The organism is Ruegeria sp. CG3, from assembly GCF_056537205.1.
Genome location: NZ_JBQFRC010000005.1, coordinates 1 through 16,113, shown reverse-complemented (window position 1 = coordinate 16,113; position 16,113 = coordinate 1). Strand labels below are relative to the sequence as shown.

16 protein-coding genes and 1 tRNA gene are annotated in these 16,113 nt (G+C 61.3%); 16 read left to right on the top strand and 1 reads right to left on the bottom strand.

The features are described 5' to 3' along the window. Positions 1-50: 50 nt before the first annotated feature. Positions 51-371 (top strand): TIGR02300 family protein, encoded by a 321-nt coding sequence (locus ACR0NB_RS17395; RefSeq protein WP_170342794.1) that lies wholly within the window; start codon positions 51-53, stop codon positions 369-371. Positions 372-515: 144 nt separating this feature from the next. Continuing rightward, positions 516-591: transfer RNA gene (locus tag ACR0NB_RS17390), tRNA-Ala, on the top strand. Between the two features lie 35 nt (positions 592-626). Here the strand turns inward: ACR0NB_RS17390 and ACR0NB_RS17385 are convergent. After that, positions 627-1,634: an ester cyclase gene (locus ACR0NB_RS17385; RefSeq protein WP_480755057.1), complete on the bottom strand. Its 1,008-nt coding sequence runs from the start codon at positions 1,632-1,634 to the stop codon at positions 627-629. A gap of 165 nt (positions 1,635-1,799) precedes the next feature. Here ACR0NB_RS17385 and ACR0NB_RS17380 point away from each other — a divergent pair, with 165 nt between their 5' ends. The 14 genes from ACR0NB_RS17380 (at position 1,800) to ACR0NB_RS17315 (ending at position 15,902) form a co-directional block, all read left to right on the top strand. Then, entirely contained in the window at positions 1,800-2,849 is a 1,050-nt protein-coding gene (locus ACR0NB_RS17380) for an ABC transporter ATP-binding protein (protein WP_170343350.1), read from the top strand. Between the two features lie 75 nt (positions 2,850-2,924). Continuing rightward, positions 2,925-4,136, top strand: a complete 1,212-nt coding sequence (locus ACR0NB_RS17375; protein ID WP_170342797.1) for an ABC transporter substrate-binding protein — start codon at positions 2,925-2,927, stop codon at positions 4,134-4,136. 115 nt (positions 4,137-4,251) lie between these two features. Then, the gene (locus ACR0NB_RS17370) at positions 4,252-5,226 is read left to right on the top strand and encodes a carbohydrate ABC transporter permease (protein WP_244952478.1); all 975 of its coding nucleotides are present in this window, start codon (positions 4,252-4,254) and stop codon (positions 5,224-5,226) included. Position 5,227: 1 nt separating this feature from the next. Continuing rightward, a complete protein-coding gene (locus ACR0NB_RS17365; protein WP_170361381.1) occupies positions 5,228-6,382 on the top strand; it encodes a carbohydrate ABC transporter permease in 1,155 nt (384 codons plus the stop codon). 130 nt (positions 6,383-6,512) lie between these two features. Then, complete coding sequence (locus tag ACR0NB_RS17360; RefSeq protein ID WP_170343348.1) at positions 6,513-7,043, top strand: ester cyclase; 531 nt, start codon at positions 6,513-6,515, stop codon at positions 7,041-7,043. 11 nt (positions 7,044-7,054) lie between these two features. Beyond that, positions 7,055-8,383 (top strand): histidinol dehydrogenase, encoded by a 1,329-nt coding sequence (gene hisD, locus ACR0NB_RS17355; RefSeq protein WP_480776383.1) that lies wholly within the window; start codon positions 7,055-7,057, stop codon positions 8,381-8,383. Beyond that, positions 8,380-9,432, top strand: a complete 1,053-nt coding sequence (locus ACR0NB_RS17350; RefSeq protein WP_170583192.1) for an ester cyclase — start codon at positions 8,380-8,382, stop codon at positions 9,430-9,432. The genes hisD and ACR0NB_RS17350 overlap by 4 nt, the downstream gene beginning before the upstream one ends. Then, the gene (locus ACR0NB_RS17345; RefSeq protein ID WP_170583193.1) at positions 9,432-10,196 is read left to right on the top strand and encodes an SDR family NAD(P)-dependent oxidoreductase; all 765 of its coding nucleotides are present in this window, start codon (positions 9,432-9,434) and stop codon (positions 10,194-10,196) included. Before ACR0NB_RS17350 ends, ACR0NB_RS17345 begins: the two co-directional genes overlap by 1 nt. Next, on the top strand, positions 10,196-11,239 hold the full coding sequence (locus ACR0NB_RS17340) for a LacI family DNA-binding transcriptional regulator (RefSeq protein ID WP_217355743.1): 1,044 nt from the start codon (positions 10,196-10,198) through the stop codon (positions 11,237-11,239). Before ACR0NB_RS17345 ends, ACR0NB_RS17340 begins: the two co-directional genes overlap by 1 nt. Further along, positions 11,236-12,225: a nuclear transport factor 2 family protein gene (locus ACR0NB_RS17335; protein WP_260064372.1), complete on the top strand. Its 990-nt coding sequence runs from the start codon at positions 11,236-11,238 to the stop codon at positions 12,223-12,225. The genes ACR0NB_RS17340 and ACR0NB_RS17335 overlap by 4 nt, the downstream gene beginning before the upstream one ends. Positions 12,226-12,404: 179 nt before the next feature. Next, positions 12,405-13,373, top strand: coding sequence for a cupin domain-containing protein (locus ACR0NB_RS17330; RefSeq protein WP_480776382.1), 969 nt, complete (start codon positions 12,405-12,407; stop codon positions 13,371-13,373). A 17-nt stretch (positions 13,374-13,390) separates the two neighbouring features. Next, complete coding sequence (locus ACR0NB_RS17325; RefSeq protein WP_480776381.1) at positions 13,391-14,518, top strand: cobalamin-independent methionine synthase II family protein; 1,128 nt, start codon at positions 13,391-13,393, stop codon at positions 14,516-14,518. After that, positions 14,515-15,210: an alpha/beta fold hydrolase gene (locus tag ACR0NB_RS17320; RefSeq protein ID WP_480776380.1), complete on the top strand. Its 696-nt coding sequence runs from the start codon at positions 14,515-14,517 to the stop codon at positions 15,208-15,210. The genes ACR0NB_RS17325 and ACR0NB_RS17320 overlap by 4 nt, the downstream gene beginning before the upstream one ends. Next, positions 15,207-15,902, top strand: coding sequence for an RraA family protein (locus ACR0NB_RS17315; RefSeq protein ID WP_480776379.1), 696 nt, complete (start codon positions 15,207-15,209; stop codon positions 15,900-15,902). The genes ACR0NB_RS17320 and ACR0NB_RS17315 overlap by 4 nt, the downstream gene beginning before the upstream one ends. The last annotated feature ends 211 nt before the right edge of the window (positions 15,903-16,113 follow it).

Below are 16,113 nucleotides of genomic sequence, written 5' to 3'. Positions count from 1 at the left end.
AGGTGACCTGAATCGTTGATACGACTCACCTGATATCAAGGGGAATTGACATGCCCAAGGAAGAATGGGGCGTAAAGCGCGTTTGTCCGACCACTGGCAAGCGGTTTTATGACCTGAACAAGGACCCGATCATCAGCCCCTACACCGGCGAGATCGTGGAATTGGAAACCGGCAAAAGCCGGATGATCGCAGCCGACGCCGAAGATGCAGCGTCGGTCAAGGCGCGCGAAGCCTCGTCCGATGACGAACTGCTGGACGATGATGACGCAGTCGATGTCGATCTAGACGACGATCTGCTTGAGGACGACGACGAGGACAACGTCTCGTTGGACGACATCACCGACGTCGCGTCGGAAGACGAAGACTCGTGATCCGGCCGGGGCGGCGCAGGCTGCCCCGCGCCCCGATGCGCCCCGTGCGCCGCGCATCTTTTTTCACCGAATCCGATTTTTTGGTCTTGCACTCGCGCACGTCGTTTCATAAACGTCCGTCCACCGCACAGGCGGTACCGGAAAGGGGCCTTAGCTCAGTTGGGAGAGCGCTTGCATGGCATGCAAGAGGTCAGGGGTTCGACTCCCCTAGGCTCCACCAAATCCCCTCCCATTGCATCCATTCCGCCACTCGGGCTACACCTGCGCCGATCCGATGCCCGTGGTTCTTTCCAGTATGTCCACGCCCTGCTGTTTCCAGAAGTGCAGAAGGTCGATGAAGATCCAGTTCTCGGCCAGCTTGTCGCCTGCGCGGCGATAGATGTCGATCACCCGAAACTCACCGGGCGTTTGGGTCGCCGGCATACCCATGAACCCTCCGGTCGGAACAGCCGTGAAGTTCGGCCAGCCGAAAAAACCGCCGTAGTGACCTTCGGCCAGCCGGCAGACATGTTTGGTCTTTGACCGCTCGGCGAATGCCGCGCGGAAGGGACCGGCGTGTTGCTTGCCATACCGTTCAATCGTGTAGGTGGCGCCAATTCCCTCGGGCCCCCACCAGATCATGTCGTCATGCCAGGTGCGGCTCAGCTCTTCGCTCAGGGTCAGGCCACTATTCCACTGACCCAGGTCAGAAATCATGGCGTTGATCAGCGCCAGAGTCTGCTCCCCTTCTTCGGCGGGTTGATCCGTGCCAAGGATACCGTCGTGTGTCAGGGGCCCGGGCTGTACAAGATGGGCTGCGGTCTGGGGCGGAAACGGGTTCTGACCAGCCTGCACCATCAGATGCGGGATATCGAAATACATCGCGGTCTCGACGATCTTGCCGTCTTGCACCTTGTTGAACTCGCAATAGCGCAGGAACGCCATTTTGCCTGTCGGTCGAATGCCCAACCAGGAATGGTCGAACAGACCCATCAGATGGCCCATGGAAACCACCCAGACCTCGCGCTCGTCGGTCAGCGAGTTGCACCCCGCAAAGAATATGTCCTGACGCCGCTGCATGCGTTTGAGGCTGTTTCGCAGCGGGCCCCAGAAGTTTTCTGCTACGTCGTGGACCCCCGAAATCTGACCGAACGGGTGAAAGCCGCGCCACAGCAGATTCGGCGCACAGAATCGCCCCATGACATCTGACAGTTTGTCGTTGGTGGCCAACTGCAGGTCCTCATAGAACTCCTTCACCAGACCTTTCTCTTTTTGAAAGCTCATCTGTTTTTCATTGTTTTGCAGCATCTTGCGCCTGTTATTGCCTGGGGGTGAATCACTGATTTCCGGCATATTTGCATACGTATGCAAAAATGTCTTGCCAGAATTGGTAAACCAAGAATACCCTTTTGCAAACGTATGCAAAACGATTCCTTCCCGGGGGGCTTCATGGCGGAAATTCAACTGCGCAATGTCGGCAAGCGATGGGGATCGTTTGTTGGGGTTCACAACTTCGATCTGACGATTGCCGATCGCGAGTTTCTGGTTCTGCTTGGCCCGTCCGGCTGCGGCAAGACCACGACAATGCGCATGATCGCGGGGCTTGAGGACGTAACCGAGGGCGACATCCTGATCGATGGCAAGGTGGTCAACGATCTTGAGCCCAAGGACCGCGACGTGGCGATGGTGTTCCAGAGCTATGCCCTCTACCCCAACATGAATGTCTATGAAAATATCCGCTTCCCGCTGAAGGTCCGCGGGATCGACCCCGCGACCCATGACGAGAAGGTGCGCCGCGCCAGCGCCATGGTCGAGCTGGACGATTTTCTCCATCGCAAGCCCGCTGAACTGTCGGGCGGTCAGCGCCAGCGGGTCGCCCTGGCCCGCGCGATCGTGCGCGAACCGAACGTGTTCCTGATGGATGAGCCGCTGTCCAACCTCGACGCCAAGCTGCGTGTATCCACCCGCGCGCAGATCAAGAATCTCAGCCACGAACTGGCCGTCACCACGATCTATGTCACCCATGACCAGATCGAGGCCATGACGCTTGCCGACCGTGTCGTGGTGATGAAAAAGGGCATCGTGCAACAGGTCGGCAGCCCGACCGAGATCTACGACCGCCCGGCCAACACTTTCGTCGCCAGCTTCATCGGCTCGCCCGCCATGAACCTGATGGATGGTCAGGTTGAGGGCGGCGTATTCCGGACCAAGGGTGTCGAAATCCCGGGACTGGATGTTGCTGATGGCCCGCTGACCTTGGGGTTCCGCGCCGAGGATGCGACACTGGCCGAAGGTCAGGGCCAGATCACTGCACCGATCTACACGCTCGAGCTGCTGGGCGACGCGACCATGATATCGGTCCGGGTCGGCGGTGCACTGGTCTCGGTCAAAGCCGACAAAGCATTCCGCGCCGAAATAGGCGAGATGGTCTCGTTCTCGGTGCCGAAAGAAATCTGTCACCTGTTCGAAGCAGAGAGCGGTGCGCGGATCGGGGGCTGACCCCAACCAAAGCCCGAAAGGGCCAACCAACGGTCCGGACGTCGACGACGGACCGATCCTGACAGGGAGAAACGCATGAAACTCAAGACAATTCTGATGGCAGGCGCCATGACCATGGTGACCAGCACAGCATGGGCGGCGTGTTCGTTCGAGAACACCGTTCCGCTCAAATCACTGTCCGCCGGGTTCGAAGCCTGGAAGGCCGTCACCGACGCGATGGCCGAGTGCGGCAATTTCGGCGCATCGCTGGACCAGGAGTTCCGCGAGAAGCAGCCCGAAGCCTTCGCGGCGGATCCGGCTCTGTACCAGATCGGCGGCGTGTCGAACGCAACGTTGGTGCCGCTGCTGAACGCGGGCACCATTCGTCCACTGGATGATCTGGTCGCAAAATATGGCCAGGACCTGCTGCCGAACCAGTTGATCAAGGTGGACGGCCAAACCATGGCCATCGCCATGATGGTGAACGCCCAGCACCTGATGTACCGCAGCGACGTTCTGGCCGACCTGGGGATCGAAGAACCCAAGACCTATGACGATGTTCTGGCCGCTGCAGCCAAGATCAAAGAGGCCGGCGTCATGGATTACCCCATCGGCGGCACCTTCAAGACCGGCTGGAACCTGGGTCAGGAATTCGTGAACATGTACCTGGGCGAAGGCGGTGAGTTCTTTGCTGACGGCAACATGCCTGCGATCAACAACGATCAGGGCGTGAAGGCTCTGGAGACGCTGAAGGCCATGACCGAATACATGGACCCCGAGTATCTGGTGTCGGATTCGACATACGTCCAGCAGCAGTTCCAACAGGGCAAGATCGCCATGGCCAACCTGTGGGCCAGCCGCGCTGCTGCAATGAACGATGAGGCCGAAAGCCAGGTCGTCGGCAAGGTCGTCATGGCGGCCGCTCCGATGGGCTCGGCCGCTCCGGCAACCACGATCTGGTGGGACGGCATCGTTCTTGCCTCGAACATGAGCGACGAAGAAGCCGATGCCGCGTTCCGCGTGGCGCTGGAAGGCATGGATGCGGAAATGGTCGAGGCCAACAACAACGCCGCCGTCTGGCTGAACCCGGCCTACAAGCCCGGTGATCTGGCCGCAGGTGCAGCCGCTTCGGCAGAAGCCGGCGCCAAAGCCTATCCCGCATCTGGCCCGATGGGGATCATGCACACAGCGCTTGGCAATGGCCTGGCCGATTATCTGACCGGCGCCAAGGACGCACAGACCACGCTGGCAGACATCGAGGCGGACTATCTGACCGCCGCGAAAGAGGCCGGTCTGGTCAACAACTGATCCTGCCGCGGGAGGGCCTCGACCCTCCCGCACCCAATCCAACGAGAACCATGAGAAAGGCAGAGCCATGAATTTCCGGACATTTGCCGCCTTTGTCGGCCCCTCTGTCTTTATGATGCTTCTCTTTATCGCTTTCCCGCTGGTCAGCGTGTTCAAGCAGAGTTTCTACGTCACCCAGCCCATCTATGAGACGGTCGAGGTCGAGACCTGCACGCCGGGCTTCCTGACCCAGACCTGCGTGACCGAGGAAAAGTCCATTCCGAGGCTGGACGAAGAGGGCGAGATCATCACGCAGACCCAGTTTGTCGGGCTGGAAAGCTATCGCAACGTGCTGGAGCCCGAACGCGCCTGGCGCGCGATCAGCGAAGGCAGCTGGAGCGTGCTGTCCACGATCAATTTCTGGAAGGCGCTGCGCTTTACGTTGACCTTTACCTTGATCACTCTGCCCTTGGTGATCGGTACCGGGCTGCTGATCGCCATCGTGATCAACAATGCTGCATCGGCAATACGTGGTCCGGTGATCTTCGTGTCGCTCCTGCCCTTCATCATCACGCCGGTCATCGGGGCCCTTTCGATCAACTGGCTGTTTCGCGGCGACGGTATCCTCACGGCCCTGCTGGAATGGTGGCTGAACCGCGACATCGCGCTGTTCGCGCAGGCCTGGACGATCGAGTTGCTGATGATGCTGTACCGCGTCTGGCACGTGGCACCCTTTGCCGCGATCGTGTTTTACGCCGGTCTTCAGACCGTGAACCAGGACAGCCTTGAAAGCGCGGTGATCGACGGCGCGAGCCGCTGGCAGCGCCTGAAATACATCGTCATCCCGCACCTGATGCCGCTGATCATCTTCGTGTCGATGATCCACCTGATGGACTCCTACCGGGTGTTCGAAGAAATCGTCGGCTTCTCGAGCCAGGGCTACGTCATCTCGCTGCAATGGCTGACCTATGACTTCCTCGTGCCGGATCAGGCGGGCAACCGTTCGATCAGCCGGGCCTCGGCCAGCGCCATGCTGACCATGGTCGGCATCGTCATCCTTCTCATCGCACCGCTGCGCCGGACATGGCGCGACCACAAAGGAGGTCACTGATATGTCCTCGCGCGCCCTTCGCCAACCGCTCGGCCTGCGCCTGTCGTCGAACCTGTTTCTGGCGTTCTGGTGCCTCGTGGCGGCCTTCCCGATCTTCTGGATCGCGGTGATGAGCTTCAAATCACCCGTGGACGCATTCGACAGCAACGCGCTGAACGTGATCTTCGGTCCAGCGACTCTTGCGACCGGGGAAGGCCTTTCCATCCTCGACATCATCCTCGGCATTGTCACCATCTGGGTCGCGGTGATTGCGACGACCAAGACACTGCCCTCGATGGTCAGAACCTACACCAAGCCGGGTCAGGCCTGGTTCGGCTGGATCATCGGCGGTTTGGCCTTGGTGATGGGTTTTCTGTTGGTGTTTTTCGTGATCTTGCCGGCCGTTCTGAACGTGTTGAACCCACTGTTCGGCCCGCTGGGGCGGGACGTGGTTGGTCTGACGACCGAGCACTACAAGACCGTCTGGATCGACCGCGGCTTTTCCAACAACTTCAAGAACTCGCTGATCGTTACCGCGGGCGTCGTGACCGTGTCGCTGACCGTGGGCACGCTGGCGGGTTATGGGCTGGCGCGGTCGGGCTCGACGCTGGCGTTCTGGATCCTGATTGTCGCGTTGGTGTTTCGCGCGCTGCCGCACTCGGTTCTGGTGGCGGGCTATCTGCCCGTCTTCATCAACTCGGCCGAATGGCTGCGCCCGATCCTGGGGGAAAACGCGCCCACGCTGTACGGCAAGCCCTTTGCCGTGATCGCGGTTCTGGTGGCGATCAACCAGCCCTTTACCATCTGGATGCTGCGGTCGTTCTTCCAGAACATCCCGGCCGAGCTGGACGAAGCCGCGCGCGTGGATGGCTGCAACCACTTCCAGGCCTTCCGTCGGGTGATCATGCCCGTGATGTGGCCGGGCGTCATCACCACCGGTCTGTTCAGCTTTCTGCTTGCCTACAACGACTTTCTGGTGACCTCGCTGCTGCTGGACGCGCAGAACCAGACCATGGTTCCGGCCATCGCCGGCATGTTCAACCGCGAAACCACCACCACCGACCAGGTCGTCGCCGTGGCCGCCGCCGTGTCGATCACCGCGCCGCTGTTCTTCCTGGTCATGATCTTCCAACGCCAGATCGTCAGCGGCCTGACCGCCGGCGCGGTCAAAGGCTGATGAGCCGCCGGTTCTGCCATAACGCCCTGACGCGCCATCCGGCGCTGAACAGGTTGCCCAGGGATTTTCCCGGATTTGGGGGCATGTCCCCCCGATCCCCAATCCCTGACAACCCGACAAGGACAAGACGATGAAAGGTTCCCGACCTGAACAAGCGGTTCTGACCCGCGACACTGACCTGACCAAGACCGAAGATACGCGCCGCGTGATCGAATCCATGGTCGACGGCCTGAATGACCACCGCATCAACGACATCGGCGAGTTCTTCGCCGAAGGATTCCGCTGGATGGGCAACCAGGGCTGCGGCACGAAGAACGGTCTGCAAGAGTTTCAGGACAACTGGCAGCGCCCCTTCCAGGCCGCGTTTTCCGACAAGGTCTGCATCGACGAGGCGCGGCTTTACATGGGTGAATGGGCCGCGGCCTTCGGCCGGCAGGAGGCGACCCATTCGGGCGAATTCCTGGGCATCCCGCCCACCGGCAAGCGGGTCGAGATCCGCTACATGGATTTCTGGAAAGTGGTCGACGGCAAGATCGTCGACAACTGGGTGAACGTTGATTTCGCCCATGTCGCCGCGCAGCTGGGCGTCGACCTGTTCCAGGGCCACGGCTGGGAAGCATATGACCGGGGAGAGAAAACTCCGCCCCGCCCCGACAACTGAGGATCAAGACAATGGCAATCGAGTATCTCAAACGCGGCAAGTCCGACGCAGACCGGGCCGAGGATGACGCCAAGACCCGTGCCGTGGTCGAGGCGACCCTGAAGGATATCGAAACCCGTGGCGACGCCGCGGTGCGCGAGCTGAGCGAGAAGTTCGACAACTATTCGCCCGCCTCGTTCCGCCTGTCGCAACAGGAGATCGACGACCTGATCGCTCAGCTGTCAGACCGCGAACTGGCCGACATCAAGTTCGCGCAGGAGCAGGTGATGAACTTTGCCCGCGCGCAACGTGCCTCGATGACCGATATCGAGGTCGAGACCCTGCCGGGCGTGATCCTGGGCCACAAGAATATCCCCGTGCAGTCGGTGGGCTGCTATGTGCCCGGCGGCAAGTTCCCGATGGTGGCCTCGGCCCATATGTCCGTGGCCACGGCCAGCGTTGCGGGTGTGCCGCGCATCATCGCCTGCACCCCTCCGTTCCAGGGCAAGCCGAATCCGGCGGTGATCGCCGCCATGCATCTGGGCGGCGCGCACGAGATCTATGTCATGGGTGGCATCCAGGCGATCGGCGCCATGGCTCTGGGAACTGAAACGATCGACCCGGTGCACATGCTGGTCGGCCCCGGCAATGCCTTCGTGGCCGAGGCCAAGCGCCAGCTGTTCGGCCGCGTCGGCATCGACCTGTTCGCCGGCCCGACCGAGACCATGGTGATCGCCGACGAAACCGTCGACGCCGAGATCTGCGCCACCGACCTGCTGGGGCAGGCCGAACACGGCTACAACTCGCCCGCGGTTCTGGTCACCAATTCGCGCAAGCTGGCCGAAGAGACCCTGTCCGAGATCGACCGCCTTCTGGGCATCCTGCCGACGGCCGACACCGCGCGGGTCAGCTGGCAGGATTATGGCGAGGTGATCCTGTGCGACAGCTATGACGAGATGCTGCAGGTCGCCGACGAGATCGCCTCGGAGCATGTTCAGGTCATGACCGACCGCGATGACTGGTTTCTGGAGAACATGACCTGCTATGGCGCGCTGTTCCTGGGGCCGCGCACCAACGTATCGAACGGTGACAAGGTGATCGGGACCAACCACACGCTGCCCACCAAGAAGGCCGGGCGTTATACCGGCGGTTTGTGGGTCGGCAAATTCCTGAAGACCCACAGCTATCAGAAAATCCTGACCGACGAGGCGGCAACCCTGATCGGCGAGTACGGCTCGCGCCTGTGTCTGCTGGAAGGCTTCGTGGGCCATGCCGAACAATGCAACGTGCGGGTGCGCCGCTATGGCGGCATCAACGTGCCCTATGGCGCACCGGCCCCATACCGGGATGCCGCCGAATGAGTGACAGGCATACGCAGCACAAGGCGCTGATCGCGCCGCTTCGGGCGGCGATGTATGATTTCGACGAATCCGGCGTGCGGGAAGCACTCGCGCAGGTGACCGCGCCCGACGCCCTGTTCCGCCTTTGCCACCCCTTCGGTGACAGCACCGGCAGCGAGGCGTTCTACGATCTGGCCTACAAGGGCCTGCTGGATGCTTGGCCGGACCTCGAACGGCGCGACTATATCGTGATGGCCGGACCGGACGAGTTCGGCGCCGACTGGGTCGGCTGCGGTGGCTACTACACCGGCACTTTCACCGGTCCGTGGCTGGACATCCCGCCCACCGGCCATCAGGTCACCATGCGGTTTCACGAGTTCTACCGGTTCGAGAACGGCCGGATCGTTGAAATGCAGGCCCTGTGGGACATCCCCGAGGTGATGATGCAGGCCCGTGCCTGGCCGATGGCGCCCAGCCTGGGCCGCGAATGGCATGTGCCGGGCCCGGCCACGCAGGACGGTCTGGTGCCGGGGCCCCATGACGCCGACAAGGGCCGCGCCACCTGCCAGCACATCATCGACATGCTGGAACATCTGAAAAAGCACCCCTCGCAGGGCGGGCCCGAGGTGATGGAGATGGAGCGGTTCTGGCATCCGCGCATGAACTGGTACGGGCCGTCGGGCATCGGCACCGGGCGCGGCTATGCCGGGTTCCGCAACTGGCACCAGATCCCGTTCCTGAACGGGATGCCGGATCGCGGGCAATATGTCGACGACATCACCTATCATTTCTTCGGAGATGGCGACTATGCGGCAGTGACCGGCTGGCCCAACATGATCCAGACCGTCACCCATGACGGGTGGATGGGCATCGCGCCCTCGGGCAAGCGGATCACCATGCGCAGCCTCGATTTTTGGCGGCTGGAGAACGGACGGATCCGCGAAAACTGGGTTCTGGTCGATCTTTTGGACGCCTATGCGCAGCTTGGCGTTGACGTCTTTGCCCGCCTGCGGGAATTCAACAAGGCCCGGAACCTGGGCCGCATTGAAACCCCGGATGGAATGAGCTGATGACCCAACTGCCCCGCACCCCTTCGTTCTCGCTGAGCGGCAAGACCGCGTTGGTCACCGGCGCATCTTCCGGCATCGGATTGGGTTGCGCTGTCGCTCTGGCCGAAGCCGGGGCGCATGTGGTCTGCGCTGCGCGCGGGGCCGAGCGGCTGAACGAAGCGGTGTCCGCCCTGCAGGCGCAGGGCTGGTCGGCCGAGGGGCGCGTGCTGGATCAGGGCGACCTGACCGCGTTGCAGGGGTTGTTCGACGCGCGGGCTTTTGACGTGGTGGTGAACTCGGCCGGGACCGCGCGGCACGGGCCGGCGGTCGAAACCACGCCCGAGGATTTCGACGCGGTCACGAGTGTCAACCTGCGCTCGGCCTATTTCCTGTCGGCCTATGCGGCCAAGGCGCTGATGGCAGCCGGGCGGCCCGGTTCGATCATCCATATCTCCAGCCAGATGGGCCATGTCGGCGGCATCGACCGGGCGCTGTACTGTGCGACCAAGCACGGGCTGGAAGGCATGGTCAAGGCGATGGCGATCGAATGGGGCAAGCAGGGCGTGCGCATCAACACGGTCTGCCCGACCTTCATCCGAACCCCGCTGACGCAATCGACCTTCGACAACCCCGAACGTGCGGCCTGGATCATGGACAAGATCAAGCTGAACCGCGTGGGCGAGGTCGAGGACATCATGGGCGCGGTTCTCTATCTTGCCTCCGAAGCCTCGGGGCTGGTCACCGGCACGTCGATGCTGATCGACGGCGGATGGACGGCGGACTGATGGCGGACAAGGTCACATCGCTTCAGGTTGCGCAACTGGCCGGCGTCAGCCAGTCGGCGGTCAGCCGGGTGTTCACGCCCGGCGCTTCGGTCAGCAAGAAGACCGAGGAAAAGGTGCGCAAGGCGGCGGCCGAACTGGGCTATCGTCCCAACGTGCTGGCGCGGGCGATGGTGTCGGGCAAAAGCCGGATCATCGGCCTGGTTGTCGGCTACCTGGACAACTACTTCTATCCCGAGGCGTTGGAGAAACTGTCGAACCGCCTGCAGGAGCATGGCTATCACGTGCTGATCTTCATGGCCTCGCGCTCGGCCGGGAACATCGACGACGTAATGGAAGAGATCCTCGACTATCAAGTGGACGGGGTCATTCTGGCCTCGGTGCCGATGTCGTCGGACATCGCCACCCGCTGCCAGCAGGCCGGCGTTCCGGTGGTGCTGTTCAACCGCAGCCAGGATCTTGAGGGTATCACCACCGTGACCTCGGACAACTATGCCGGCGGTCGTAAGGTGGCCGAGTTCTTGCTGGCGGGCGGGCACCAACGTATCGCCTATATCGCGGGCTGGCAGGGTGCCTCGACCCAACGCGACCGCGAGGCTGGTTTCCTTGCCGCACTGCGCGACGCCGGCAGCGATCTTTTTGCACATGGAATCGGCGAGTTTCACACCGAAAATGCCCGTGCGGCGGCCCGAACCATGTTCGACGTGGCACCGGAGCGCCGACCTGACGCGGTTTTCGTCGCCAACGATCATATGGCTTTGGCGGTCATGGATGTTCTACGCTTTGAGCTGGGCCTGCGCATCCCCGAAGACGTCTCGGTCGTGGGGTACGACGATGTGCCCCCCGCCGGATGGCCCGCATACAATCTGACGACGATCCGGCAGCGGGCGAACCTGATGGTCGCGGAAACGGTTGCCGCGCTGCTGGATCACATCGAAGAACCCAAGACTTCTGAACCCCGCAAGGTGGCAATTGACGGACCGCTGATCGTACGAACCTCGGCCCGGTTGCCCAAGGGATGGAACCCAAAAAGGACGAACACATGAAGGGATTTGACCCCAAATTCCGGGATTTTCCCGACTATATCATCGGCATCACCAAGGAAATCTGGGAAGATCGCGGGATCGCCACGCTGCATGAATATTACAGCGACGACATCGTTGTCCGTTCACCGGGTTCGGTCGTGCTGGGCAATCAAAACGTCATCGGCGCGACGATGGCGACCCTGGCCGAGTTTCCCGACCGGCAGCTTCTGGGCGAAGACGTGATCTGGTCGGGCACGCCCGAAGAGGGGATGCTGAGTTCCCACCGCATCATCTCGACCGCCACGCACCTTGCCGAAGGTGTCTATGGCAAACCAACCGGAACCAAGCTGCGGTACCGGATTCTGGCCGATTGCCATGCGATCGACAATCAGATCAACGATGAATGGCTGATCCGCGATCAGGGGGCCATCGTGCGCCAGATGGGCTGGGACCCCAAGGAATACGCGGCCGACCTGATCGCTCGCGAGGGCGGGCCGGAAAACTGCGTGAAACCTCTGACGCCCGAGATCGACCAGCCCGGCCCTTACAAGGGTCGAGGCAACGATAATGAATGGGGCCAGCGCTATGCCGATATTCTGACCCGGATCATGAACGCCGACATGGGCGCGATCGGGGCTGAATACGACCGCGCGGTTCAGTCGGAATATGTCGGCGGGGTCACCGGACACGGTTGGGACTCGGTCGACCGGTTCTGGATGGGATTGCGAGCCAGCTTCCCCAATGCCGAGTTCCGCATCGAACACCAGATAGGCCGCGACGATCCCAACATGCCACCCCGTGCCGCACTGCGCTGGAGCCTGTGGGGCAAGCATGACGGATGGGGGGTGTTCGGAGCCCCCACCGGAGCGCAGGTCTATGTTCTGGGCATCAGCCATGCCGAATTCGGCGAACTGATCAGCGGCGAACCCAAGCTGCGCCGCGAATACACCCTGTTTGACGAAACCTCGGTCTGGAAGCAGATCCTTCTGCAGGGCGCAGAGGTCTGAATGCACGCTCCGGTCGAATATCGTGTTCTGGCGTGCGGCCTGCGCGAAACCGATGCAAGCCGACGCTTGCACCGGTTCCGGCAAAGCCTTCGAGCGCGCCGCCTGAATTTGCGGCCTCCGGGAACGTGATCGAACATCTGCCGACCATTCCCTCAAACGCAAAATCCGGAACCAGAATCATGACACAATCAACCATCGCATCACGCATCGTCCGTTATGGAGAGCTCAAGCCGTGCAAGACGGCCTTCATTGATGCCCACACGCCGGGCAGCGATCAGAAAGAGAACTTTACCATCATCGGCGGCGGTGTTTCGGAGTCGCCGGATCAGCATGTGCACATAACCGACAAGATCGGCTTCAATATCGGGGCCGCCGGCCAGCCGCCCAAATGCCGCAACTCGCTGCACAGCCATACGACGGCCGAGGTCTTTTTTGTCGCCAAGGGCCGCTGGCGGTTTTTCTGGGGTCGCTATGGCACGGCGGGCGAGTTCATTGCCGAGGAAGGTGACATCTTCGACATTCCCACCGGCATTTTCCGCGGGTTCGAGAACGTGGGCGACGACTACGGGATGATCATGTCCATTCTGGGCGGCGACGATGCAGGCGGCGGCGTAACCTGGGCACCTCAGGTTATTGAAGACGCACGGGCGCATGGGTTGATGCTGGGTGACAACGGCGTGCTCTACGACAGCAAGAAGGGCCAGGACCTCCCGCATAACGTCCGGCCCATGCCCCTGCTGACCGAGGAGCAGCTGAAATCCTATCCCGAAGTGCCGGTCGAGGCCGTGATAGGCAAATACGTGGCCCGCTACTGGGACCTGATGGCGCTGGCGGCCGACAAACCCGCCAAGGTGATCGGTGAAAACGGTCTGATCAAGGACAAGCCCGGCTTTGAGGTCGACTTCCTGACCCGTGGCTCAGGTGTTCAAAACCCCACCAAATCGGCCAAGCCCGTCGTGCTGATGCCGGCAAGCGGCCATTGGCGGGTCACTGTCGAGGATGTCGAAACCACGATTTCGGGCGGGGATACGGTACTGGTGCTGCCCGGCGAAGCCTATACCATCACTCCATCCATGACCGGTACGGCCGGGTTGTACCGCATCACCGCGACCGACGATCCTGCTGGCGCAACCTGGACCGGCGACTGATCAAGAAAGGACCCCGCATGACAAAGATACTCACCACCCATGTGGGGTCTCTGCCCCGATCCCAGGAAGTTGTCGACTTCATCTTTGCGCGCGAGCGGCATGAGCCCTATGACGCCGATGCGTTCGACAGCTGCATGACCAAGGCCGTGTCTGAAACGGTTCGGCGTCAGGTCGAGGCCGGTGTGGACATCGTCAGCGACGGAGAGACCTCAAAAATCTCGTATGCGACATACGTGAAGGACCGCTACACAGGTTTCTCGGGGGACAGTCCTCGGAATGCCCCCGCGGACCTGAAGATGTTTCCCAGTTTTTTGCAACGTCTTGCCAACGAAGGGGGCACACCCCAATACGCCCGGCCGCAATGCACGGGCGACGTTCGCTCGAAAGGCCAGGACGAACTGAACAAGGATATCCGCAACCTCAAGCAGGCAATGGCTGAGCACGGAGTCGAACATGGCTTCATGAACGCCGCCTCGCCCGGGGTGATTTCTTTGTTTCTGCAGAACGCCCACTACCCCAGCCGCGAGGCCTATCTGGCCGCACTCGCCGATGCGATGAAGCAGGAATATGAAACGATCGTCGCAGAGGGACTGGATCTTCAGCTGGACTGCCCCGATCTGGCCCTGTCCCGGCACATGCTGTTCGCTGATCTGTCCGATGCCGAATTCATCGCGATCGCCGAGATGCATGTCGAAGCCCTGAACCACGCGCTGCAGAATGTCCCGCAAGATCGGGTCCGGGTGCATATCTGCTGGGGCAACTACGAAGGCCCGCATTGCTGCGACATTGCGATGGATCAGGTGTTCACAACCCTGATGGCAACCAAATCCCGCTATGTTCTGTTCGAAACATCGAACCCGCGCCACGCCCATGAGTGGACCGTTTTCCGAGATCGCAAGAGCGAAATCCCGGACGACAAGATCCTTGTGCCCGGCGTCGTAGACACGACAACGAATTTCATCGAACACCCCGAGCTGGTGCGGCAACGCATCGAGCGGTTCACCAACATCGTTGGGGCGGAACGGGTCATCGCCGGGAGTGACTGTGGGTTTGGCACTTTTGCCGGCTTCGGCGCGGTCGACCCCGACATCGCCTATGCCAAGCTGGCCTCCCTGGCCGAAGGTGCAAGATTGGCATCGGCATGACGCCCCTGGTTCTTCTTCCCGGAATGATGTGCGATGCCCGACTGTTCGGGCCGCAAATCGAGGCCCTGTCCGGACGGGTGCCGTTGATGACCCACCCGCTGAGCGTCCAAGACAGCGTCGAGGCAATGGCCGCCGATGTACTGAGCCATGCACCGCCGGTATTTGCCCTTGCGGGACTTTCCATGGGCGGGATCGTTGCCATGGAAGTTCTGCGCCAGGCGCCAGAACGTGTGGAACGGCTGGCCCTTCTGGACACGAACCCTCTGGCCGAAGCAGACGAGGTCAAAACCCGGCGCGGTCCGCAGATGGAGGCCGTGCGCCAAGGTGGATTGCGGCAGGTCATGCGTGACGAGTTGAAGCCGAACTATCTGGCCGATGGCCCTCGGCAGGGCGCAATTCTTGACCTTTGCATGGCCATGGCAGCCGATCTGGGCCCCGAGGTCTTCCTTCGCCAGTCCATCGCCCTCATGGGCCGTCCGGATCAAACAGACACCTTATCCGCTTATCAAGGTCCAAGCCTCGTTCTATGCGGCGAGGATGACAGGCTATGTCCGTTGGAGCGGCACGAACTGATGCACAAGCTTATCGGAAACAGCACGCTGGAGGTCGTAATCGGTGCGGGACACCTGCCCACCCTCGAGCGACCCCAGGAAACCACAGCGGCGTTGCGCCGTTGGTTGGAGGCTCCATGACACCGTCCCTACTTGCCTTGCTGCGCAAGGTCGACACACCCACAGTCTGCAATGCCATCGAGATGGCCCAAGGCAAGCGCGGGTTTGATCAATTCACGCGTGGCACGATGTTCTGCTCGGCCCCGTCCGAGGGCGCAATCGTCGGATTTGCCCGCACCGCCAAGATCGCTGCGGTGCAACCGCCCTCCGAAGCGCCGGAAGTCATCAGGCAGCGGCGAATGGACTATTACAGATACATGGCCGAGGCCCCGGCGCCCTCAGTTGCAGTGGTTGAGGATGTCGATTTCCCCTCCTGCATCGGCGCCTATTGGGGCGAAATCAATACGTCTGTGCACAAAGGGTTCGGAATGGCCGGCGCGCTCACCAACGGGGTCATGCGGGACCTTGGTGACATGCCGCAAGGATTCCCGGTCATCGCCGGCTCTATCGGACCCAGCCATGGTTTCGTTCACGTCCGAGAAATCGACACGCCTGTTTGGATCTTCGGCCTGACGGTCAATCCATCGGATCTCATCCATGCGGATCGGCATGGTGCTGTTGTCGTGCCCGCCGATCTGATCGATCAGCTCGAACACGCCATTCTGAAACTCTTTAAAACTGAAAGAATAATTCTGAGCGCGGCTTCTGAACCCGGCTTCAGCTTCGAGAAATTTGAAGTCGCTTGGGCCGCATTCGAAAGAGCGCGCGTTTAAGGGTGCACTTAGTCTGACCGATCGCTGACCTGGGTCAGCGGTTGGTTGGTTGATCGTAGCCTACGTCTTGGGAACTTCGATTGCGCATTAATGCCGCCTCCACCTATCTTACCATTTATTTGTCGGCGATTGTTGGGTTGGTGCTGAACGAGCGGTTGAGAACGAGCAAAGCCGCCCTTGGGCGGCTCGTTCGGTGTTTTGTTCGACTGTT